Source organism: Catalinimonas alkaloidigena, from assembly GCF_029504655.1.
In the GTDB taxonomy this organism is placed as follows: domain Bacteria; phylum Bacteroidota; class Bacteroidia; order Cytophagales; family Cyclobacteriaceae; genus Catalinimonas; species Catalinimonas alkaloidigena.
The window spans coordinates 6,813,487-6,835,681 of sequence record NZ_JAQFIL010000001.1 but is presented as its reverse complement, the minus strand read 5'-3'; the positions used below and the strand labels follow the sequence as shown (position 1 = coordinate 6,835,681).

At 42.7% G+C, this 22,195-nt stretch carries 18 protein-coding genes; 6 read left to right on the top strand and 12 right to left on the bottom strand.

Going from position 1 to position 22,195, the window contains the following annotated elements; genetic code table 11:
* Positions 1 to 28: 28 nt before the first annotated feature.
* The 6 genes from OKW21_RS27690 to OKW21_RS27665 form a co-directional block, all read right to left on the bottom strand.
* Positions 29 to 2,110 (bottom strand): hypothetical protein, encoded by a 2,082-nt coding sequence (locus tag OKW21_RS27690; protein WP_277486086.1) that lies wholly within the window; start codon positions 2,108 to 2,110, stop codon positions 29 to 31.
* Positions 2,104 to 5,523 carry a hypothetical protein gene (locus tag OKW21_RS27685; RefSeq protein WP_277486084.1) on the bottom strand — a complete coding sequence of 1,140 codons (3,420 nt, stop codon included), beginning with the start codon at positions 5,521 to 5,523 and terminating at the stop codon, positions 2,104 to 2,106. Before OKW21_RS27685 ends, OKW21_RS27690 begins: the two co-directional genes overlap by 7 nt.
* Positions 5,524 to 5,671: 148 nt before the next feature.
* Positions 5,672 to 6,418: a hypothetical protein gene (locus OKW21_RS27680; protein ID WP_277486082.1), complete on the bottom strand. Its 747-nt coding sequence runs from the start codon at positions 6,416 to 6,418 to the stop codon at positions 5,672 to 5,674.
* 98 nt (positions 6,419 to 6,516) lie between these two features.
* Positions 6,517 to 6,954: a hypothetical protein gene (locus tag OKW21_RS27675; RefSeq protein WP_277486080.1), complete on the bottom strand. Its 438-nt coding sequence runs from the start codon at positions 6,952 to 6,954 to the stop codon at positions 6,517 to 6,519.
* 163 nt (positions 6,955 to 7,117) lie between these two features.
* Positions 7,118 to 8,086: a hypothetical protein gene (locus tag OKW21_RS27670; protein ID WP_277486078.1), complete on the bottom strand. Its 969-nt coding sequence runs from the start codon at positions 8,084 to 8,086 to the stop codon at positions 7,118 to 7,120.
* A 687-nt stretch (positions 8,087 to 8,773) separates the two neighbouring features.
* Positions 8,774 to 9,442, bottom strand: coding sequence for a haloacid dehalogenase type II (locus tag OKW21_RS27665; protein ID WP_277486075.1), 669 nt, complete (start codon positions 9,440 to 9,442; stop codon positions 8,774 to 8,776).
* A 107-nt stretch (positions 9,443 to 9,549) separates the two neighbouring features.
* Here OKW21_RS27665 and OKW21_RS27660 point away from each other — a divergent pair, with 107 nt between their 5' ends.
* Together OKW21_RS27660 and OKW21_RS27655 are read left to right on the top strand one after the other, a co-directional pair.
* Positions 9,550 to 10,695 (top strand): sialidase family protein, encoded by a 1,146-nt coding sequence (locus OKW21_RS27660; RefSeq protein WP_277486073.1) that lies wholly within the window; start codon positions 9,550 to 9,552, stop codon positions 10,693 to 10,695.
* Positions 10,696 to 10,994: 299 nt separating this feature from the next.
* The gene (locus tag OKW21_RS27655; RefSeq protein ID WP_277486070.1) at positions 10,995 to 11,324 is read left to right on the top strand and encodes a hypothetical protein; all 330 of its coding nucleotides are present in this window, start codon (positions 10,995 to 10,997) and stop codon (positions 11,322 to 11,324) included.
* A gap of 67 nt (positions 11,325 to 11,391) precedes the next feature.
* On the opposite strand, the gene OKW21_RS27650 is transcribed toward OKW21_RS27655, so the two are convergent.
* Positions 11,392 to 12,360, bottom strand: a complete 969-nt coding sequence (locus tag OKW21_RS27650) for a sugar phosphate isomerase/epimerase family protein (RefSeq protein WP_277486066.1) — start codon at positions 12,358 to 12,360, stop codon at positions 11,392 to 11,394.
* 94 nt (positions 12,361 to 12,454) lie between these two features.
* Here OKW21_RS27650 and OKW21_RS27645 point away from each other — a divergent pair, with 94 nt between their 5' ends.
* Entirely contained in the window at positions 12,455 to 13,270 is an 816-nt protein-coding gene (locus tag OKW21_RS27645) for a carbon-nitrogen hydrolase family protein (protein ID WP_277486063.1), read from the top strand.
* A 10-nt stretch (positions 13,271 to 13,280) separates the two neighbouring features.
* Positions 13,281 to 13,499: a hypothetical protein gene (locus OKW21_RS27640; RefSeq protein WP_277486061.1), complete on the top strand. Its 219-nt coding sequence runs from the start codon at positions 13,281 to 13,283 to the stop codon at positions 13,497 to 13,499.
* 19 nt (positions 13,500 to 13,518) lie between these two features.
* Here OKW21_RS27640 and OKW21_RS27635 read toward each other — a convergent pair whose 3' ends face one another.
* The 5 genes from OKW21_RS27635 to OKW21_RS27615 all read right to left on the bottom strand — a co-directional run bounded on the left by OKW21_RS27635 (position 13,519) and on the right by OKW21_RS27615 (position 20,347).
* Positions 13,519 to 15,057, bottom strand: coding sequence for a tagaturonate reductase (locus tag OKW21_RS27635; protein ID WP_277486058.1), 1,539 nt, complete (start codon positions 15,055 to 15,057; stop codon positions 13,519 to 13,521).
* Positions 15,058 to 15,087: 30 nt separating this feature from the next.
* Positions 15,088 to 16,740 (bottom strand): UxaA family hydrolase, encoded by a 1,653-nt coding sequence (locus tag OKW21_RS27630; protein WP_277486051.1) that lies wholly within the window; start codon positions 16,738 to 16,740, stop codon positions 15,088 to 15,090.
* A 278-nt stretch (positions 16,741 to 17,018) separates the two neighbouring features.
* The gene (locus OKW21_RS27625; protein ID WP_277486049.1) at positions 17,019 to 18,251 is read right to left on the bottom strand and encodes a serpin family protein; all 1,233 of its coding nucleotides are present in this window, start codon (positions 18,249 to 18,251) and stop codon (positions 17,019 to 17,021) included.
* Between the two features lie 101 nt (positions 18,252 to 18,352).
* Positions 18,353 to 19,225, bottom strand: coding sequence for an aldose 1-epimerase family protein (locus OKW21_RS27620; RefSeq protein ID WP_277486046.1), 873 nt, complete (start codon positions 19,223 to 19,225; stop codon positions 18,353 to 18,355).
* 84 nt (positions 19,226 to 19,309) lie between these two features.
* Positions 19,310 to 20,347, bottom strand: a complete 1,038-nt coding sequence (locus tag OKW21_RS27615) for an RluA family pseudouridine synthase (RefSeq protein WP_277486044.1) — start codon at positions 20,345 to 20,347, stop codon at positions 19,310 to 19,312.
* A gap of 158 nt (positions 20,348 to 20,505) precedes the next feature.
* Between OKW21_RS27615 and OKW21_RS27610 the strand changes: the two genes are divergently transcribed.
* Together OKW21_RS27610 and OKW21_RS27605 are read left to right on the top strand one after the other, a co-directional pair.
* Complete coding sequence (locus tag OKW21_RS27610; protein WP_277486039.1) at positions 20,506 to 21,438, top strand: 1-aminocyclopropane-1-carboxylate deaminase/D-cysteine desulfhydrase; 933 nt, start codon at positions 20,506 to 20,508, stop codon at positions 21,436 to 21,438.
* 42 nt (positions 21,439 to 21,480) lie between these two features.
* Complete coding sequence (locus tag OKW21_RS27605) at positions 21,481 to 22,194, top strand: TapB family protein (RefSeq protein ID WP_277486037.1); 714 nt, start codon at positions 21,481 to 21,483, stop codon at positions 22,192 to 22,194.
* The last annotated feature ends 1 nt before the right edge of the window (position 22,195 follow it).

The following is a 22,195-nucleotide window of genomic DNA, read 5'->3' as shown; positions in this document are numbered from 1 at the left end:
ACCTAAAGTTTCAAATTCATTATGATGACTAATATTCCACCACTATCTCCTGTGAAAGCTCACTCTCACTACCATCTTCAAATATTGCCTGTATGGCATAGCGGAATTGGTGATTGACCGTTAATCGTCTATCCAGAAACTGCGATTCGGCTTCACTGAACTGATAATACCGAAACGGTGCATCATCCACGGCCCGGAAAATGCGGTATCCACTCACTTCCTGGCTAAGTGGAGCTTTCCATTGAAGAAAGATAAGCCTTTGCTCACGGTCAGCTTTTCCATTCAACTGGCTTATTCCTTCTTGAGCTTGAATGTCTAAGGCCGTTATTGTTACAGAAGGATGGGCTGCACTGAGTCCTTCATCATCAATGCTCCGTAAAATGTATCGATATTCAGTACCTGCTTTCACGGAAGTATCCAAGTAGTGGTATGCACTATCACTTGCATTAAATCGCTGTAGAATCTGGAACCCTGAAGAGTTAGCATGCCAGCGAAGGAGTACATATTCAACTAAATCCTCACTGGGGCTTGCCTGCCATCTTAATTCAATACCCTCTTTTTGTGCTTTTACTGAAGTAAGCTGTGCAGGTACGGGAGGAACCACATCAGGCCTTTTTAAGGATAAAATTTCTGAGTAATCCGATACATTAAACCGGCGATCTACCGCAACGAGGCGATAATATACCTGCTCAGTGAGGGTAGCTATTTCAACGCTGTCGGTGAAGATCGTATCCTGAATTGTTTGAGAAGAAATCATGACAAACTCTTCATCCGGATCATTCGCACGAAATAAACGGTAACCCAATACATCTGTTGAAGTACTCGGCTCCCAATGAAGATAAACAGCTCCATCTTCCCTTACTTCTCCTTCAAAATGACTGGGTAGTGCCGGGGGCAAGCTATCCTCTAAAGCTATCATGTAGGGCACAGAAGTAGTGAATGTACTATCCGGACCCATCGCTTGCACCCGATAATAACTTGTACTCAGGGGCTGAGGGTCGGAAAAAGAAAATTTTGTTGACTTAAGGAGATTCTTATGAAGAAGCTCGTAACTTCCATTGAGAGAAGCACTCCGAATGACCTTATAACCCACTACATGGTTCTGTAGGCTATCAGGAAAAGTCCACTGAAGTTGAGCTATATGGTTATCAATTACTGAAATTGTATCAATAAGAGGATATACATCACTCAAAGATATTACTCCCTGGCCGGAGACAAACTCGGATGGAGGTCCTACTTCGGCAAATGCAGTAATGCCCCGTACCCTGTAGTAGAATGTCTTATTATTTTGTGCTAATGAATCTATTAAAACTAACTGCTGAGCTTCTCTACCAGCTCTGTCGCCATTCACAATAGGCAAATCATTCACAGGCATAAAATGAATTCCATCTATCGATTTCTCTACCTGATAAGAGACATACATATGATTGAAGTAAAAACCATTCCAGCGGATACTTGCTACCTGATCTCCAAATTGAGCTTCTACATCCGGTGGTGGTGGTAGTGGAGGTGGTACTATGGCTTGGGCAGTTACTAAAGCCGTATCTATCGGAATAGAAGAAGGATTGTGAGCTAAGCAAATTCTATAGAGGTATTCTTCTCCCGGATTCACCGAAGTATCTTTCAGCCAAAGTCCTGAAGCTTGGGCAGCATTTGGAGAGTGATCAGCTGCCAGTAGAGCAAAGCCAAACCGATTACGCTCTTCTTTTACCTGACTTACCATAGTAATCATATTTCCTGAAGGGCCACTTACTTCAAAGCTTTCGCCATAGATGGCCTGGGCAGCAATGGCAGCATAATGATCATCTAGTGCTATCTTTTCCCAATCTTCCAAAGACCAGGGTTTGATAGGTGAGGAGTTAAGTTGCACTCGCATCCACTGTCCGGTGGAATCAATACTGCCATTTTTGCCTATGGTGAAGCGTTCAATGGTATAGCCATGACGGTTACCCAATCTCCAGGTCGCAGGGTCATTTGGAGCCCAGCGTAATAAAATCTCTTGTTTTCCGGAGCGGGCAATCGCACTTACTTTCCCTCGCTTTTCCTGAGCATGGGCTGATAAAGCTACCAGGAAAAACCCTAGGAGCCATGTGAAATATATTCTTACCATTGAATGTTGATCGTTTTGGTGCTGCTTAAGCGTTGCGTACCAGGTAGCCGATATTCTATTTTGACCTTATATGTCCCATCCATGAAGTTTTGGTAGGCATCATGCATGAGTCGCTTAGCCCCGACAGGGATTCTACTGCTATGTACTCCTGTATATTTATTAATGACTTTTAAACGAAGGTGCCGATGATCCTTGTAGGTATAGGTAGGCATTTGATAATGGAGTTTTATGTCTCCGCTAGCGCTCAAAGCGTTACCAGAGATCATTTGTGCCTGAGTCAGCATAGGAGCTGTTGCCCTAAGTTCAGGTATTACAGAATAGATGGGTGGAACGCCTGCGGCCTCAGTGTTACGCCAGCCAATCTTAAGCTGCTCATTGACCGGATAATGTTCATAAAGTAAAGGGTGCATGTATTGTGCAAGCCAAGGGTTTTGGGTATCCGCATACATTTTTACCAAAGCAGCCTGACCATGAGTACCATTTAACTCTGCTTCATCAAACACCTCAGGCATAGTGAGTAGCGTTCCTACTTTAAAGATAAGGATGCCATGTACGGTACCTGAAGTAGTTTTTTGCCCATACATCGCGTCCACTTTGGCTGAAAATGTATTGTAGCGGCTAGTGCGGAATCCATAGGTGAATAAGGTCTCCGTCTCAGCTATGGTAAGGGTTCCTTTAATGTTACGCTCAGCGGTAGTTACATTAGTGGCCTGTGCCAGTGTTAGTTCTTTTTCTACCCTAACTACGTTTTCATCTATTCTATTTGTAATCACTGGTTTCTTAAGAAAGCTTAGTTCATAAACCGCTTCATTGTCTAGTTTATCGGGAACGGCAAAAGTAATAGTACTCTCATTATACGTTAGTTTTTTATCGACATAAGCGGAAGAATTTGAAACTTTGAAACGTGCTATATACTCCCAGGATCGCCCCTGTCCATCAGTGGGTCTGAATAAGTAGTCCATATCATAGCTTAGCTTCATGTATCCCATACCGTACTCATCCTGAAGAAATGTATATTGATTTCTGACCGGATAACTATATTCTACAATATGCTCAGGAATGTAATTGGGAGCCTTGCCAGTAGTAAAGCTTACCTCTCTGGTTTCGGTAGCATCTAAATCTGTCCAGTGGTTATCAAGCTGTGTTTGCCAGCTGATACTTACTTCTGCTTTGAGCTCAGTTTTGGGAGGAAGAATTTTCTTGCTTTTAAACGCTACCACCGTTCTGTCTTCATTCCACTTTAATGTTCCTTTTACTTCTGTACCCTGTTTGGTTACTTTTAGATAGTTGAGCTTTACCCGATAACTTTTGTATTGTTCTTCATCAGTTAGCATTTCAAAAGCCTGTTCTATAGGAAGGTTGAAAGCTACCTGCGGCGTAGTAAATACATCTACTTCTCTACTGCTGCGGGAGGGTTGCATATCGGCAATCACCTCCATTGCTATAGGCGCCTCATTTTCAAACTCACACTGCTCACCGATGGTAACCTGGAAGCTACAGTCCCCTTTCACCAAGCCATTAAGAATATTAAATTCGCCAATAGCAGTACCCTGAAGCCAGGTAGGATTAGGTAATTGAGCCTGCATAACTATGGCTGCTAAGAAGCGAAAAGCTTCAAACTTTCCTTTGATAAACTTAAGGTTAACATTGATACCTACTGCTCCTTGTAAGTATGCCCAGGCCTGTCCACTTGCATACCAGCCATTTATTCCAATAGGACCGGATTTTCCCGAACAACTTACATTGCCCATATCCTGTAACATAATGTCAAAACCTGCCCCTGCCTTGAAGAAGCCATAAAATACTGCGCCTGGATCGTCCTTTCCTATAGCAGTATGAAAACTAGCGCCAAAAACAAAACCTTTACCGCTGGCTGTGTGGGCATTTATGCGGTCCATATTGCCCTGGAGCTCACTTAAAACTTTCTGGAAATTCTTAGTTGTGACTTGTACCCCTTCTAAGGGAGTCGGCATACTTTCAATTTCGTCACCTACCATCAGGTAGGTTGAAGCCTCTGCCAAGCCCAAAATATTAACGCCCATTCGTTGACTGGGAGAACCCAACCAAACGTACCACTTTTCCTGCCCAAAGTGCATAATAGCCCGCCCAGCAAAATTATTGGCATTCACACCTTTCATCACATCGTAGGCATCTACATATAAGTCTAACAAAGCATTGAGCTCATCATTGTCAAAATCATAGTTAATGTTTACATCAGCGTACATGGGTGGATTTCCGTTTCTTTCATCCAGGCTGGTGAGAAAGTATCCTTCACCGCGAAAACGGATATACTTGAGACCCATACGTTGGTTGAAAGCCATTTCAAAGGTAGCATCCGCATTGAAAGGTCGGGGTGAGGGAGCCGTTCCTATTACTACTGTAGCTTTAAACCCTAACTTGACAGATGAGTCCGGAATATAGGATGCCCCGCTTCGGGTAGCTCCAATAGTCGTTTTGTCATGCTCACCTTGAATCGTATAGAAATCTCCTGCTGCTAAAGAGGTCCTGTCTAATGACATTTGATAGTAAGCGCCTCCGCCAAAACCATAGACAGAAAAACCAGGAGAAGGTGCTGAGTTTCCAAAGTGCATCAAGGCGTCGGCATACCAGTAACGGTAGTCATTCACTCTTCCAAACTGTGCGATAGCTTTCACAGTAGGTCCTGCCTTGAAGGAAACATCTATTTCGCCCCGGAAGCCCTGGCCGTATACTTCATGCTTTTTGTATACACTTAATCTTCCCTCAAATCTGAAAGCGTCCATGTCCACATCTATTTCAATATCACTCATGCGTATCTCCTTATGCTTCCATGCTTGTCGGCTGGGCCCTGAAGTATTACCTTCCTTCATTTCAGAAGCTTCATCTACAATTTCTCCGGAAACACTCACGACTGATTGAGCGGAGAACCCTTTATCATTTTCGTTCATCATTCCTAACAATACCCCTACATTTAACCGTAGGTCCTGGTCATTATGCTGAAAAGTAATGGACTCAATAGATATGGGATAATTAGCCGCTTTTTGAGTATTTCCATTGGCGAAAGACCAGTATCCGTTTCGTATGTAGGGTTTTTCAGAGGCAATGTGTAAGTCTGTAAAACCTAGCTGTTTTAGTTCTACACCCATGTCGGTATGGATACTCATAGCTCCATGTAGGATAGCTTCAGGGATTAATCTGCCTTCTTTTTTGCTGATGATGATGGTAGAACTGGGAGCTAAGTCAACCTTAGCCGCTAACACTGAAGCATTCAGGTTTTTTCCGGGTTGAACCGCAAAAGTATACTCAGTCTCTCCGGCTTCTTCAGTAATAAAGGCAGTGTATTTCAAGGGAGCATCCCTACTTAATAGAGGGATGCTTATTTCTCCTTTAAAACTACCACCGCTAAGCTTATTCCTGAACAATACAATACTCAAAGAATCTACTGAGAAAGGCCAGCCATTTAAAGATTCTTCTTCTCTACCGAACAGCTTGTTTACACCAATGTCTCCCGTTATCCCTTCTTTATCTAGGATAAGATTTTCGGCATTGATATATCTTCTTTTCCCATCTTCAGAAAGCTCTTTAAAACAGGCCTATCCGCGCCCGTCGAATAAAAAAACCTTCCCAAAGCTGCACATGTGTTCCATATTGAAGCTGATACTGCCGGGGAAATTTTATGTTAGCAGGGTTTGCAATGTCGCTCATATCCAGGGTGATTTCCTCTACTTTGAAGTTAATTCCCTGAAGGTTGGGTATGCGAAAAGTTGGAAGAGAAACAGATAACATCATTGCATTCCAGTCGCTACTATTCACTTTAAAATTAGTTTCTAACTGCCCGGGCAAGGCATTTCCATGTTCGTCTTCTGGAATGAGCAACTCACGGCTGAATGAAATTTTTCCCTCTAGGCTGACCGCTTTAAAACCATTGCAATCAATGGCTACATAATTCTTATTTTCCTGAGCAGGCAGACTAAGCTTAGTTTTTGGACCTAAAGGAAGTGTAGCTTCATTTACCAATGCCAACCTAACGTCATTTGAAGCCGATAATCCTCCTGGATGGAAAGCCACATTACGGGCAGCGAAGGCAATTCTTTGTCCATTTGTTTTGAACTGTAGTGAAATGTAGGCGTCAAAGAAGGCCCCCTTTGGAGTAAAGCGTGCCGAGTCAATGATCACCAGATATTCATATCCGCCTACATTTTTGGTGATACCCACTGGCAAACTGGCCAAATCTGACTCACTTAGCTGTTGGGTGGTCTTACCCGTTTCAAGCAACTTATCATGCAATTGATGAATACGTTCTGAAAAGCTTTTAGTCGGAGAAGCCATGCCAAAAGCACTCAAATTTATCAAACAGAGAAGAACAGCCAGTTTGCTGCATATCGTTCTTTTTTTAGATTTTCCTGTGATCCAGCTCATCATTATCATCAAAAGGTATATCCGTAACGGACAGTTGCGGTGAATTCTGTAAAGGCCTCTTTTTCGTCTGTAGGAAAATTATTTAGCAGGTTGAGATTAAGTGAAAAGCGATGACTTTTTTGGTAGGAGTAACTGCCGGATAGACGTGCCGTCAGGACCTGGCTGCTTGCTATCATATTATGTAATACCTGATTAAATCCCGTGGAAAGAGAACTTCTTAACTTTCTTTCTAAGAACCCCTTACTTACTGATAGCAAAGGTCCTATGGTAGTTGTATTAATTTCCTGCAAAACACTATAGTAAAAATTGCCTCCCAGACTTACCCCCAAGCTTGTAGGAACAATGCTTATTCGATAAGCCATGTTATTGCTGAAATAATAAGATGCCTGTTCGTTTCGGTGTTGTTGAGGGTTAACGTCATTAGCTTGCTGATAAGTAGAACTCATGCTAAGCGCATGTTTTCGCTCTTTGTTACCATAAGTGTAAGAGGAGCTAAATGAAGCATTTTGATTGATCTGGTAAAAGTTGAGTGAATCAAACTCGGTGGTAAAGAAAGGGTCCGATTGAGGCCGAATATTTGTAAAGCTGGTAAAGTTGGAGTAGGTAGTACTAAGCTGCCAACGATCTGTAGGGCGAATATTTATAGAATAGTTGCTGACCCATCGGCTCGGTTTGCGTTATTTCTGATTCATCTAAATTGTTATGTTGCAGTCCTCCCTGAAAGTTTACGCTAAGTCGGTTTTGCCAGAACTGCCAGTTGATGCCGAGTGTCACATTTTCCAGGTCATTATTAAAAAAATAGGCTCCTAGTGTTTGATAATCAGGATCAACCCGCTCGTATCGCCACTGTATAAAACCTTTACTCAACGCAAGGTTTAAGCTTGTTTTCCAGGCTTGGTGCTGGGTTGTAGATTGGCGGATGGGTATCAGCCAGGCACCCCATGCCTGTTTATTTGAATCTCCTGACATGGGCAAAGATTGTACATCCCGAGTCAGTAAGCTACTTGCCCATTCACCCTCCCAGCTTACATGTTTACCTATTTGCTTCTTCGCTATCAAGCTAAGAGCAATGTTTTGGGCAGGAAATACCAAACTACTATCCGAATAGGTTACAAGAGAGTTGGGGTCATCTCTGGCATAAAATATGATTGCATTGATACTTCCTTGCGGAGTTTCGTACCCTACTTTAGTAGCCATTCCCCTGCGGTCAAATACCGGATATTGGGATTGCACCGATAGGGTATCCATTTCTACTGCTTTCCTCAGTCGCCCATACATAGCATGAACTCGAAAATTGCCTGGAGTCAATTCTATTCCTCCTCCTAAAAAAGCATGTCCGTTGAGGGTATAGGATGAGTACGTAAGACTATGGTACCCCATATATGTTTTTATCCACTTATAATGAGGACTAATTCCATAACGATTAAAAGGCTGTTGAAACCTCCCTTGGTGGTTAGTATAACTGAAAGAAAATGGAACATTCCAGCCATATAAATCCAGATTGATGTTTCCGCTGGCTATCCAAGTGAAAGGGTCACGGCGAGCACTAATGCCCTCCACCGCATAGCTTGTACTCATTAAGTTTAACCCTCCTGATACTTTTATTGGAGGCTTCTGACCAAGATTTTCTAAATTCTGTGCTTGGACCTTACACACTATTAATAAGAGTAAGCCATATTTTAGCGGTAAACTACAAAGGAATTTTCTACACTTATCCCATCGCATAATATATGTGCATAATGTAAGATGTAAAAATACAGTAATGAATTTAAGTAAGGGGAAAGGAATGCCTGGTAATCATTTAATGTAAGTTTTGTTCAGAATGTGTAGCCTTATCAAATTGTAAAATTGGCGCTTTCAGATACTTATTTACTGGAGTGAATTTAAAGTTTTCTGCTTTTTGCTATCATTTCGCATAAACTAAATTCAAAAGTGAAATACCTAATATTGTACGTAAGTAAACCAGATAGTTATTTATCAAATCATATGAAAATTTCACTTAATAAATATTTTATTTCACAGAATTTATAAATATATAAGTATAAATTTCAGCTTATACTTAGTAAGGGTAAAGCCATACGATCGGTTAAGTCAAGGAAAATTAAGTGTTAATACTCAAAATTAAGGCATAACATTATGAACTCTAGAGGAACTTTAAACAACTATGCTTTTTATCTACTACACTTCTATAGTTTGCTCAAATGAAGACCGGCATACGAATACGCCAATAGTAATTGAAAATGGCAGGGAATAATCTAAACTTTTTTATAGAACTTCTGCCAGTTCCTTGAGATCAGAAACCACAAACTGCGGCTGAAGAGCCAGCGGAAAGAGCGTTTGTCCGGGCCGGGCGATGAAAGCGGATTGCATACCGGCATAGCTGGCCCCGGCCACATCCCAGCCGTGGGCGGCGATCATCATACAGTCTTCTACCTGACTATCCATCTGGTAAGCCGCCCAGCGGTACACCCGCTGATGTGGTTTATATATCCCGATATCTTCCACGCTCAGGCTACGGTCAAAGTAAGTGTCTATTTGAGCATGGCTCAATTGAGTTTCCATGGCATGGCGGGAAGAGTTGGTCAGGGCCACCATCGTATAGCCAGCACTTTTTAAGGTCTCAAGTCCCTGCACCACATCCGCATGGGGACTTAAGCTAAGCATGGGTTTGAGTACTTCTCTTGCCTTCGCCTCGCTCATCTCAATGTTGTTTTGCTCAGCCAACATTTGTAAAGTAGCCACGCCAATAGAAGTAAAATCTTTAAACTGATGGCTCACCGTGCTCACCAGACTGTAGTGGAGCAGATTTGTAAACCACAAGGCAACCCTTTCAGGCTTTTGCCCCAGCGCTTGGGCAATGGATGTTTTGACCGGCTGCATATCCAGCAGCGTTTCGTTCACATCAAAAAACAGTACGGCGGGTCTGGCTTGCATGCGTCAATATTTTAGGTAAATGAAGAAATTTAAAACTAATCGTCGGTAAAGCGTAAATTGTTTTTATTTTTTAGCAGCAATCAATATTACCAAACCCAAAAAACAAGATGAATTTTTCTTCTCTATCCGGCTTACTCCTCTTTTTACTATGCTTAAACCTCGCCGTAGAAAATCCTGCTTATGGCCAGTCGGCAGGAGCCAAACCTATTTATGTTAGCGGAGAGGGAGGCTATGCCTGCTTCAGAATACCGGCCGTACTTACCACCAAAAGCGGTAGTTTACTGGCCTTTGCCGAGGGGAGAAAAGGAGGCTGCAGCGATACCGGAGACATTGACCTGCTGCTGAAACGCTCGGAGGACGGAGGCAAAAGCTGGAGTGGCCTGGAAGTGGTCTGGGATGACGGGCAGCATACCTGTGGCAATCCCGCGCCCGTGCTGGATGAAGAGAGTGGGGATATCGTTCTGTTGACTACCTGGAACAGGGGAGAGGATAAAGAGTCGGAGATCATTGCGCAAACGAGTACCGACACCCGGCGGGTATTTGTGCTGCGCTCTACCGATGAAGGGCAAAGCTGGAGCAAGCCTAAAGAAATTACTACCGATGTAAAAAAAGAAAACTGGACCTGGTATGCTACCGGACCGGGCTCCGGCATACAGCTTACAGAAGGTGCATATGTCGGGCGACTGATGGTCGCCTGTGATCATATAGAAGCGAAGACCAAAAAATATTATTCGCATGTCATCTATTCAGACGATGGGGGAAAGAGCTGGCAGTTGGGAGGCAACACCCCCCGGGATCAGGTCAACGAGTGTGAAGTAGTACAACTCAATGACGGAAGGCTGATGCTCAATATGCGCAACTATGACCGTGATCAGCATGCCCGTCAGCTGGCTTATAGCGAGGATGGGGGAATGCAGTGGGAAAATATGCGGCATGCGCCTGAGCTGATAGAACCTATTTGCCAGGGAGCCATGCTTCGCTATGACACAGCAGGTGAAACCTATATTTTGTTTTCCAATCCTGCCAGCAAAGAACAGCGAGTGAATATGACGCTCAAAATGAGCAAAGATGAAGGAAAAACATGGATGGAGCTAAGGCAACTGTTTGCGGGGCCTTCTGCCTACTCTGATCTTGCAAGGGTAGGAGCGCATCATGTAGGCATATTATATGAGAGGGGAGAGGAGCGTGCCTACGAAGGAATTTTTTGGGACACGATTGATATGAAGGAAGTGCTGCCATCAGGCTCAGACTAGGGAGAATATGGTGAAAAGGCTTAAGTAAGCGAGAGAGTAAAATTAAATAAAGAATAAAAAAGCGATTATGGTAGTCAAATGTTAGCTGTGCAATAAATATTTTATGCGAATAGCCTCCAATAATCACGAATATAGAGAATCAGCCAATGACAATTTTTCTGAAATGCTATTATCAATTGATATATATTAGGATGAGGTGTAAACATTTTTAGAATATTCACAGTTATTTGCTAGTTCAGTCGTTAGCAAATTTTTATCTATAGTTTCTATAAGCTTTTTTTAACTAAATTTTTTTTCCAATGAAAACGAAATCCATTTTTTTCTCTCTGCTGTTTAGCTTTTTTGTTTTTTCATCCTTTGGTGCGTTTGCCTCTAATGACCCTGTGCCTGAAGAGAAGCAGATGACAGAAAAAGAATATCAACTTGCGTTGGATGCACTAAAAACAAAGGTAGACAACTTAAGAGATGCCAAAAGAGAGGCCGATACCCAGGCCGAACGTAAAGCTTTACACAAAGAGATTAAAGATGTAAAAAAAGAAGCCCGTGAGCTCAAGCAGCAAGCCTCCGGAGGAATATACATTGGGGGAGGAGCACTGATAGTAATTATCCTGCTTCTAATCCTTCTGTAAGACAATGTAGCCCTTGATATGGTAAAAAGGTATAGACCCGTTCTATACCTTTTTTTATGACAGAACTTCAGCTTTTCATTGACTGTTCTACTGCGGTTTTCATCTTTTGCAGTCCGGTCTTAGCTACTTCCAGAGGGTCCTGTTTCCAGTACTCCTGGTTAAATAACTCCAGAGATAATACTTTTGGCGTGCCGCTGGCTGCCAGAATTTGCAGAATCTGAGCGATAGGAGCCACGCCATCTCCCGGATATACCCGGTCCTTATCAACGATGCTTTCTCGGGGAGGATTCGCCGGATAGTCATTCATGTGAAATACTTCAATAGACTGGCCGCTCAACATCTGTAAGGCAGTGAAGTCAGTTCCCCCTTTATAAAGATGGTATACATCGGGCAGGATGCGTGCTTTGGGGTGGCCGCATTCCATCGCCACATAGGTGGTTTGTCCCAGGCGATGCAGGTTGGCCGAGAATCCCCATACTTCCAGTTGCGGCATCACGCCCATTTGTTCTCCCAGTTCCAGCAATTGACCATAACGGTCCGCGGCGGCTAGCAGGTCCAGGCCAGGTTCTTTGGTAGCCCCAGCCGGTGGAGCAGCTATGCGGGAGCAGCCGATCTGGGCCAGCATGTCCATTTCTTTCTTGGCCTGCTCAAAGGCATCTGCTCTTATTTTAGGGTCGTCTACAATCCACTGCGCGAAACCGATGGCATCTTCTACTTTGATGCCCAGGTCATCAATGCGCTTTTTTACATCACTAAGCTTGCCGCCAGCATCAAGATAAGCCTGCATGGTAGGAATCCATACTTCTATACCATCGTAACCTGCTTCGGCAGCCACTTCTATTTCTTTTACCAGTCCGAGTTGTTTCTCACGGATGGTGCTGGTATTGAGGCAATAGGTAAAGAGGCTTTTCTGTTCATCAGCAGGTGGAGCAGCTGCAGCATTTTGCTCAGAAGCAGAAGAATTACAGCTTCCCAGTAGGGATGATCCGGCTACTGTCCCCAGGGAAGCCAGTGCCTTACGACGAGAGACTTTCATGATTAAGAGTTTTGTAAGTTATTTATAAAGCGCAAATAGTAGTGTGCTGCATGAAAATTATATAAATTATGATACTACAACAAATAGAAGTCTGATGAACCGAAGGAATTTTATTAATGCGTCGGCAGCAGCCCTGGGGAGTGTAAGTTTGGTAAGTCAATTTGCCTATGCCAAACCTAAATACCAAAAGCTTGGAGTTGTACCTAAGATCAACCGTCTTCCCCGGGAAATTTGGGTGGCCGCGCTTACCCAGCAGGGCATAGCAGGCGATAGCCTGGAAGAAGTGGTACAAAGTGCTGTTCGCAAAATGGAAACGGTAAGCAGCTATGAGCCGGATATCATTTGCCTGCCTGAATACTTTCATGTACAGGGACTCAGAGACAATCATTTATCAGTAGAAGAAGCCTCAGAAGAACCTATTGGGAAAATATCTCAGCCATTGGCCGACTTTGCCCGGCGGCAGCAGTGTTATGTAATTGCTCCTATATTTACTCAGGAGAAAGGAAGCTGCTACAATGCCGCTGTCCTGATTGATCGCTTTGGTCAAATGGTGGGCGAATACCGTAAAGCCAGACCTACTGAAAGCGAAATAGCCAATGGCGTTACCCCCGGGGATTTAGACCCACCAGTCTTTGAAACAGACTTTGGTAAAATCGGTATACAAATCTGCTTTGATATAGAATGGATAGAGGGCTGGCAAAGACTTAAGCAAAAAGGGGCTGAGATAGTCTTTTGGCCCTCTGCCTTTGCCGGAGGCAGAAAAGTGAATACCATGGCAATGTGGCACAAATATTATGTGGTTTCCAGCACACAAAAGGAATACTACCAAAATATGCAAGCCTACAGGAGAAGAGGTGGCCTGGAGTGGAAATTACAGCCAGTGGGGAGTGTGCGCTCCTGTCAACCTTGAGCAAGCAGTAATGCATAGCTGGCCATATTCTCTCAAATTTCCTGAAATTCACAAAAAATACGGTAAGCAGGTATATACTTATACATTGCATGAAGAAGAAATATCAATCATAGAAAGTAGACATCCGGACATAAAAATCGCGGATGTACTACAAGAATTTGATATTCCCACTTTTGAGCAGTTTAAGCGCAGTGCAGAAGTAGCCCAGCGAAAGGAGCGAAACATATGAAAGAGAGTGAGGTGGCTTACTACTTATTCACTATTTCAGCCAGCGTAGCTCTTACGCCTTTTTGTTCAAACTCGCCCAGATAGTGCTTCACCTTGGCGGCGAAGTCTCCAAGGTTTTTTAAGTCCTGCTCCCAAATCTGTTGGTTGAGCAATACTTTATCTACCAGGTCATTCACCAAAACCGGGTCATTTAAATCAGCATCCATCCAGATTTGATAAAAATAGTCTGCCTGATCGTCATTGATAGGATAATTTTGGCCATTAAACTCACCATAATATGTTCCATCTTCCTTTTTGACCGGACGCAAGAACATCAGGTAAGCAGCAAAACCTGCGCTCATGAGCTCAGGGGCTTCTCCATATTTATCACAATAACGCTTGAAAGTTAGCCCATTGCGCATATTCATCTTGGAAGTGTATTGCAGGGTAATGCTGATCAGCTTATGATTGAGAAAAGGATTACGGAAGCGATCCAGTACATCATTGGCAAAATCCGATGCCATTTTCTGGTCAATCTCCAGGGTAGGTACGATCTCTTTTTTAATTACTTTGCTGATAAACTGTGACATCACTTCATCTTCCATACAGTCATACACAGTTTCCAAAGCACAAAGGTAGCCTGCGGCAACGCTGATGGTATGGCCTCCATTGAGGATACGCAGCTTTCTCTCTCTGTAAGGTGTAATGTCTTCACTGATGATGATGCCTTCGTCTACTGCCAGCCAGGGAGCTTTGGCGAGAATTTTTTCCTTATCTCCTTCTACCGCAAAGAGGCGGTACACCTCACTTATTGTCAGTAATTGATCTTCAAATCCTAATTCTTCCTCTATTTTTTGCTGCTTAACTTCTTCCGGCTCACCCGGTACGATGCGGTCTACCAATGTATTGCAAAAAATAGTATGCTCTTTGATCCAATCCGTAAAGTCGCTGCCCAGGCGATTAATCACCGAGAGCTCAAGGACGATGTCTTTCAATTTGCTGCCATTATCCAAAATCAGCTCTGTAGGTAAGATCAGCATACCGCTATCTGCTGAGCCTCCCAAAGTCATAAATCTTTCGTACAAAAAAGCAGTAAGTTTGCCAGGGAAGGACTTAGGCGGGTTTGCCTTCAGGTCATCGTCTTTATGCAAAGTAATGCCAATTTCTGTAGTATTTGAAATGACTGTGTTTACCTCCGGATTACGAGCATAGGCTAGTATGTCCTGCCAATGATCAGCAGCAGGTAGTGCTTTGCTGATGGCTGCATTGACAATGTATTCTTTTACTGTTTCCCCTTTGGAAAAACCTTCTACACAAAGCGTAAAAAGGCCATCCTGTTCATTGAAACGCGTGCTTCTGCCAGATTTGGTATTATTAACGATCACCGTGCGCCCGTCAAACTTTCCTTCTCTTTGTGCTTTGTCAATGAAAAAGTCTATTAAGCCTCTTAATAGGGCTCCTGAGCCAAACTGCACAATCTTGTCAGGAGCTTCAATTTGTGCTTTTGTGGGGAGATATGGTTTTTCGTTGGTGTCAAGTTTTGATTTAAGTACAAGTTGCTGATTCAATCGCTCAGACATAGTCAGGTAGTTTTGATATGAAAAAATGAATTATAAAGATACGCCTCTCTTCCAGGGGATAAAATCATCCTGCCCGATAGCTACAGCTTTAGGGGTATAAGTGCCACTTGCAGTACGAATGATAAAATCCAGAATCTCTTCGCCTTTACTATTTATGGAATCTTCTCCACTAATTACAGTCCCCGCGTTGATATCTATGATATCCTCCATACGCTTCGCCAGTACTGAATTACTGGATATCTTGAGGGTGGGAGCCACAGGGTTGCCTGTAGGCGTACCTAATCCGGTAGTAAAGAGAATGATAGAAGCACCGGAGCCTGCCAGTCCGGTAGTAGACTCTACATCATTACCGGGCGTGCAAAGTAAATTTAAACCGTTTTTGGTGACAGGCTCGGTATAGTCCAGTACGTCCACTACGGGAGAAGTCCCTCCTTTTTTTGCCGCTCCGGCAGATTTAATGGCATCGGTAATGAGACCATCTTTGATATTGCCGGGAGACGGGTTGGCATCAAAACCACTGCCTACTGCTTCTGCACTGGCACTATAAGCCCGCATAATGCTGATAAACTTTTCGGCAGTGGCATCATCTATACAGCGGTCAGTAAGCTCCTGCTCTACACCATTAAGTTCAGGAAACTCGGATAAAATTACGGAGCCTCCCAGGGCTACCAAAAGGTCAGCGGCATGTCCTACGGAGGGATTGGCAGAAATACCGGAGAAGCCATCTGAACCACCACATTCCAGGCCGACTACCAATTTACTTAGTGGAGCAGGCTTGCGCTCTATTTTATTTGCCTCAGTCAAGCCTACAAATGTTTTCTTGATGGCCGCACTGATAAACTCTCTTTCAGATTTACTTTTCTGCTGCTCCATAATATAGAGCGGCTTGTTAAAGTTAGGGTCACGTTTTTTGATCTCTTCCTGCAGGATTTTTACTTCGGCATTCTGGCATCCCAGGCTGAGTACAGTAGCTCCAGCCACATTAGGATGCGTAATATATCCGGCAAAGAGGGCACAAAGCGTGTTTGAATCCTCGCGTGTCCCTCCACAGCCTCCTTCATGGGTCAGAAATTTTACACCATCAACGTTAGGGAATGTACGTTTGCTTTGCATCTCCTCGGCAGTAATTACAATTTCGGTAGTGAGTAACTCATCAGAAGATGCTCCGTGCTGGTGTTTGGAAATAAGCGATTGAATGTCAAAATCTACAGTGCGGTTACGGTCATAGCCCAGGTCTTTTACCAAAGCTTCCCGGATGACATTGATATTTCGATTCTCACAAAATACCAGAGGAATAAACAGCCAGTAGTTGGCTACGCCCACCTGTTCATTCTCCCGATGATAACCCATAAACTGTGTGTCCTTCCAGGAAGAAGCATCAGGAGCATTCCATTCCGTTTTTCTTTTTCCTAAAGAAAAAGTATCAGCGTCATGCTTTACATTACTTACCGTGATGGCCTCTCCTTTTTTAATCGGTTGCATAGCTTTGCCGACTAAAACACCATACATATAAATCTTATCTCCAACCTCAAGATCCTGGGTTACAAATTTGTGTTTAGGGGGGATCCCTCCCTGAATTTGATATGTTTCACCTTCTAACTCAACTTTTTCTCCATTACTTAGATCATCTAAAGCAACGATCAGATTGTCGTTTGGGTGAATTTTAAGAATCTTTTTTCGCATAGTGTTTATTGATTTGAAGCGCTTGCTCTTCAAAATTAATCAATTTTCAAACAATAGCCTTACTGAATGATATTTAGCGCTTTGAGGATGTTTAAGGTAATTTCTTTTCTGGCTTTACCAAAACGCTTATGGACCTCAGAAATTTGAATATAAAATGATGCAGTAGTAATCCATTTTTCAGCTAAGCTACCCACCAATCTATGTTTTTACCAATAAGCAATAAAGTTGGCAAGTGAAAAATGAGGATGAGCTGTAAAGGATGATTTGAAGTTTTGATATTATTCTTGTGCTACAGCAGGGTTTTGAATGACTCCTGCATACAGAATTAATCCGGTATGTTGCTCACGAACAAAGAAAATAAATGGACGATCAATACGAATTACCGGAGTAGCTGCAGCAATGCTCGTTGCAGCTACACGGGGAATAACCGATTGTATACCGCTTTCATTGACCTCTATGCTCGCTTGATGAATCATATCTGCTACTTTAATACGGTCAGATGACTCATCCAAGATGCCACTAAAATCTGCCTGTGCTGAAAATGCATCTTTAATGCCCAGATTAGCAAGAGGCCTCTTTAAATTGAGCTGAGATGAAATGTTAAATTTGGGTAAGTATAAATGATGTTCTAAAGTGTCGGCCCGCTCCAGGGCTTGTTCCAGCGCTTCTACACGTAAATTTTCAAGCTGCATGGCAATGCTATCTCCATGATGAGGCATTACGATGGTCATGCTATACTGCTTATTTCCGTAAGGAATGTCCAATAAGGTTTTATTTGCATCCTGATGATAACGGTAAGTAGCCTGATCAGTAAACATCATGGGTACGGTAACCTCCTCTTTATCATTAAGATAAAAAGTGCCGGGAGCCGTATTTTCTTTAGCAAAAGGGAAAGTCCAGTATCCTTTAAGGTGAGTTGCACTGATCATGTAAAGTGACTCATAAGGTACTAATGCCGGAATCTTAGCCTTAACTTTTCCAGAGGTGTGCTCTTCTACCCATTTGTTGATCGTCAGGGAGGCTTTGTGGTTATCAAAATCCAGCGCTTCAACTCCGGCACCATAGTATGCCATTATAATATCGCTGAAGAGCGGCCGAATATTAATTTCCTCTCTATGCCAAAGTGAATGCGCGGAAACAAACTGAACATGAGTGTCGATGCTTTCCAGCAGCGTATTGAGGCTATTATAAAGTTTATTGATTTCCAGGCGCTCAAGAACATCACATTGATGTACTTTTTGCATTTGAGTGAGTGTATTGCTCTCCGCACCATTGATCGCCATACTAAGGTCCATATGAATATAATAGGGAGAGAAGAAGAGGTTCTGAGGTTCATCTTGCACGAGTTCACGGGTGAGATCCATAGCAAATTTGTTGCTGGCGTATAGCAACTCTTTCTCTTCAATGCTGAGCTCACGTAGCTGCACCTCTTCCTTGGGAGCGACCTGATCCTGCTGGCAACTCCATAATGTCATGAGCAGGCTGGTAAAAAGCAGTAACTGTTTCTTCATCAAAATCTTAACATTTCTTTTCTTACACACTCTGTCATAATAAATATATAAAATGATAAACGATATTCATAGTATTTTTCAAAGATAGTAGTCATATTATTTCAGTGAAATTTAATCTTATAACTACATTCAAATACCTTTTCAGGGGCTATCATCTGAATACCTTCTTTCTCACTGAGGTCTCCTGCAAAGTCATTTTTGTCTGCAATCCCCAACCAGGGTTCTATACAGATGAAATCCGAGTTTTCTTTCTGCCAGATGCCCAGGTAGGGAAAATCTTCCACTGATATGTCTACCAGTTTCTCTCCACTGGCATGTACTACCAAACTGACCCATTTGGACTGGACTCCTTTTAAAACAATAGCATCATCTTCAAAAAATTTGGGGTGCAGGGGTAGTTTTTGCTCGTTTTCCAGCAGGGGTCTGGTTCTTCCGGTTTGTAAACCATCCTTTATTAAATATCGATCCAGTGTTTCAGCCTGATCAAATACCAGATGATACTCCTGCATCTGCTTATTTATGATCTTGGGAGTAGTAAAGGCCGGATGAGCGCCTATGGAAAATGGCATAGGCTGCTGATCTTTATTACTTACCGAGTAGCTTACAATAAGCTCGTTTTCTAAAAGTTGATATGTAATATCTAGGACAAAGTTGAAAGGGTATTTTTCCATAGTTTCATGGTCAGCAGTTAGTCCTAAGCGAAGACTAGCCTTTTCCTGCTCTACCAGGCTAAAATCACGGTCACGGGCAAAACCATGCTGCGACATAGAATAGGTTTTGCCTTCCAGGCGATACTGATCATCTTTCAAACGGCCCACTATGGGAAAAAGTACCGGAGCATGGCGAGCCCATACATCAGGATCAGCCTGCCAGATATATTCTTTTCCACTCTTCTTGTTTTTGAAACTACAAAGCTCGGCACCCTCACTTTTGATTTGTGCCTCCCAGTCTTCATTTTCCAGAATATAATTCATGACTATAGTTTAAAAAGTTAAAAAAAGGGCTTATCTACCCTAAAGCAATCTATAAATTATAATTTGCCAATTTGGAATTTGTTTTCAGGTATACTGTACATAGCGTTCCCATTTCTCGAGTACTTCTTTAAAATCGTCGGGCAGTTCTGACTCAAAATGCATTTTTTCTTTAGTAATCGGATGGATAAACCCGAGCGATTTGGCATGCAATGCCTGACGGGGCATTATTTTAAAACAATTTTCAACAAAAGCTTTGTACTTGGAAAATTTGGTGCCCTTCAGAATCTGATCCCCTCCATAAGTAGCATCGTTGAAAATCGGATGTCTCAGATGTTTCATATGTGCCCTGATCTGATGCGTACGTCCGGTTTCCAATTCACACTTGATGAGGGAGATATAGCGTAGTGTTTGTAAAACTTCGTAATGGGTAATAGCGGTACGACCAATATCACCATCAGGAAAAGCCATTGTAATCCGCCTGTCTTTGGGACTGCGTCCCAGGTTTACATCAATGGTTCCCTTTTTTTCTTCCGGTTCGCCCCACACAATGGCATAATACACGCGGTCAATACTATGGTCAAAAAACTGTTTGGCCAGTCCATTCATCGCCTGCTCACTTTTGGCGATCACCAGCAGGCCTGAGGTATCTTTATCAATACGATGCACCAGTCCGGGACGGCCTTCATTGCCTTCCATAGTGGGCAGCTGTTGGAAATGGTAAGTAAGCGCGTTGACCAGTGTACCCGACCAGTTGTTATAAGCAGGGTGTACCACCATACCCGCTGGTTTGTTAACAATCAGCAAATGCTCATCTTCGTAGACAATATCCAGCGGAATATTTTCCGGCTTTACTTCAGTATCGCGGGGAGGCTCAGGCAGAGAAATAGAAATTTCGTCAAGCGGATGTACTTTATAGTTTGGCTTGATGGTCTGTTTATTGACCAACACATACTCATTTTTAATAGCATCCTGCACTTTGCTACGGCTTACATTAGGCAGGCGGTCCATCAGGTACTTATCAATCCTTACCAAAGATTGATTAGCATCTACTTTGATAAAATGGTGTTCAAATAATTCTTCCTGTTCCTGCTCGTCTTCTCCTTCTATATCGTTGAATTTCATATTCCAATAAGTTAAGGCTGCAAGTTACGTAATCTTAAGTTAGTTATGGTTTTTAGTGTCCTCAGTAAGCGCGTTGGTAATCAAATTACGTCTGCGTACTTACTTCTTAAATTTTGAAGTTAGCCTTATGTTTTGGAAATATGATAAATTTACGGGCTATGCAATTGGATCATATTCCTGAAATTAATACACAAAAGATAAGTCATAAGCTTTTGGATGAGCATCAGGTACAGCTAGACATGCTCCGCTTAGATCAGGTTCATTCTCATATTTCCGGCAACAAATGGTTTAAGCTCAAATACAATTTGCTGGAGGCCAGAAAAAGAGGCTATGATACTTTACTAACATTTGGAGGAGCGTTTTCCAACCATTTGTACGCGACCGCTGCTGCCGGAAACGAGTATGGGTTTAAGACGATAGGCATTGTACGTGGAGAAAAAGTGTTGCCGTTCAATTATACTTTAGCCTTCGCAGAAGAACAGGGCATGCACCTTAAATTTATTGGTCGTGCGGAGTACCAACAAAAGGGAAGTAAAAAATTTCAAGAACAGCTTCAGAATGAGTTTGGACCATGTTATATTTTGCCCGAAGGAGGTTCTAATGCTTTGGCTGTAAAAGGTTGCACAGAGATTATTCAAGATCCTAAGGCATATGACTATCTGTGTTGCAGCATAGGTACTGGAGGGACGATCTCCGGCATCATAGAAAAGGCACAAAATAAAGCGCAGGTACTGGGCTTTTCAGCGCTGAAAGGAGGAGGGTTTTTATATGATGAAATAAATAAGCTCACACAAGATCACAGTGGGACCCAATATGCGAATTATCTAATTTCAGAAGATTATCATTTTGGAGGCTATGCCAAAGCCGATGCCGCGCTTGTTAGTTTCATCAATCAGTTCAAAAAAGAGCAGGACATTCTTTTAGACCCCATCTATACCGGAAAAATGATGTATGGCATAATGGATATGATTGAGAAAGGATATTTCAAAGCAGAAAGTAAGATTCTGGCTGTGCATAGTGGTGGCCTACAGGGTATTATCGGGTTTAATGAGAGATACGAGAAAAAAAATCTTCGTATTTTAGGCAGTTAGTGTTTACCTCAATCTCCAAATGCCGATTAATCTGAAAAAAGTATGAAAAAACTACTTCCTGTCTTACTACTAGCCTTGCTTGCTTTTGCTGAAGTAAAAGCCCAATGTGGTAATGCCTTCTACCGCCTCAAAGAAGGAACCGAATTTGAAATGACTAGCTATGACAAAAAAGACCGTCCGCAGGGCCGTACAGTCAATGTGATCAGTAATGTTACTGAAAACAATGGTGTGTATGAGGCTACTTTCACAAGTAAAATTTATGACAAAAAAGATAAGCTGGTCACAGAGGGGGAGTTTGTCATCCTTTGTGAAGGAAACAAAGTGAAAATTGACATGCAGCGATTACTCAATTCTATGGAGCAGATGCAGGCTTACGAAAGCATGGAAGTAGAAGCTGAAGGTGACTTCATGGAATTACCTTCTGATCTGGAAGTAGGCCAAAACCTCTCGGATGCACACACTACTATGACCGTAAAAATGGGCGAGAGTAGCGCTACTATGAGCAAGATTGATATAGATATTAATAACCGTAAGGTAGAGGCTCAGGAGGACATTAGCACGCCTGCCGGTACTTTCCAATGCTACAAGATCTCTTATAATACGGATATGAATATGAAGGTCATGGGTTTTGGCAACAAAAGTTCTTATGGTAATGTTGAATGGATAGCGGAAAATGTGGGCACAGTGCGTACTGAAAATTATGATAAGAAAGGAAACCTGAATTCTTATACTTTGCTTACAGCGTATAAAGAATAAA

Coding starts and splice junctions, on each gene's coding strand:
- OKW21_RS27690 (WP_277486086.1), bottom strand. CDS start 2,110: ATGGTAAGAATATATTTCACATGGCTCCTAGGGTTTTTCCTGGTAGCT.
- OKW21_RS27680 (WP_277486082.1), bottom strand. CDS start 6,418: ATGGCTTCTCCGACTAAAAGCTTTTCAGAACGTATTCATCAATTGCAT.
- OKW21_RS27675 (WP_277486080.1), bottom strand. CDS start 6,954: ATGAGTTCTACTTATCAGCAAGCTAATGACGTTAACCCTCAACAACAC.
- OKW21_RS27670 (WP_277486078.1), bottom strand. CDS start 8,086: ATGAGTACAAGCTATGCGGTGGAGGGCATTAGTGCTCGCCGTGACCCT.
- OKW21_RS27665 (WP_277486075.1), bottom strand. CDS start 9,442: ATGCAAGCCAGACCCGCCGTACTGTTTTTTGATGTGAACGAAACGCTG.
- OKW21_RS27660 (WP_277486073.1), top strand. CDS start 9,550: ATGAATTTTTCTTCTCTATCCGGCTTACTCCTCTTTTTACTATGCTTA.
- OKW21_RS27655 (WP_277486070.1), top strand. CDS start 10,995: ATGAAAACGAAATCCATTTTTTTCTCTCTGCTGTTTAGCTTTTTTGTT.
- OKW21_RS27650 (WP_277486066.1), bottom strand. CDS start 12,360: ATGAAAGTCTCTCGTCGTAAGGCACTGGCTTCCCTGGGGACAGTAGCC.
- OKW21_RS27645 (WP_277486063.1), top strand. CDS start 12,455: ATGAACCGAAGGAATTTTATTAATGCGTCGGCAGCAGCCCTGGGGAGT.
- OKW21_RS27640 (WP_277486061.1), top strand. CDS start 13,281: ATGCATAGCTGGCCATATTCTCTCAAATTTCCTGAAATTCACAAAAAA.
- OKW21_RS27635 (WP_277486058.1), bottom strand. CDS start 15,057: ATGTCTGAGCGATTGAATCAGCAACTTGTACTTAAATCAAAACTTGAC.
- OKW21_RS27630 (WP_277486051.1), bottom strand. CDS start 16,740: ATGCGAAAAAAGATTCTTAAAATTCACCCAAACGACAATCTGATCGTT.
- OKW21_RS27625 (WP_277486049.1), bottom strand. CDS start 18,251: ATGAAGAAACAGTTACTGCTTTTTACCAGCCTGCTCATGACATTATGG.
- OKW21_RS27620 (WP_277486046.1), bottom strand. CDS start 19,225: ATGAATTATATTCTGGAAAATGAAGACTGGGAGGCACAAATCAAAAGT.
- OKW21_RS27615 (WP_277486044.1), bottom strand. CDS start 20,347: ATGAAATTCAACGATATAGAAGGAGAAGACGAGCAGGAACAGGAAGAA.
- OKW21_RS27610 (WP_277486039.1), top strand. CDS start 20,506: ATGCAATTGGATCATATTCCTGAAATTAATACACAAAAGATAAGTCAT.
- OKW21_RS27605 (WP_277486037.1), top strand. CDS start 21,481: ATGAAAAAACTACTTCCTGTCTTACTACTAGCCTTGCTTGCTTTTGCT.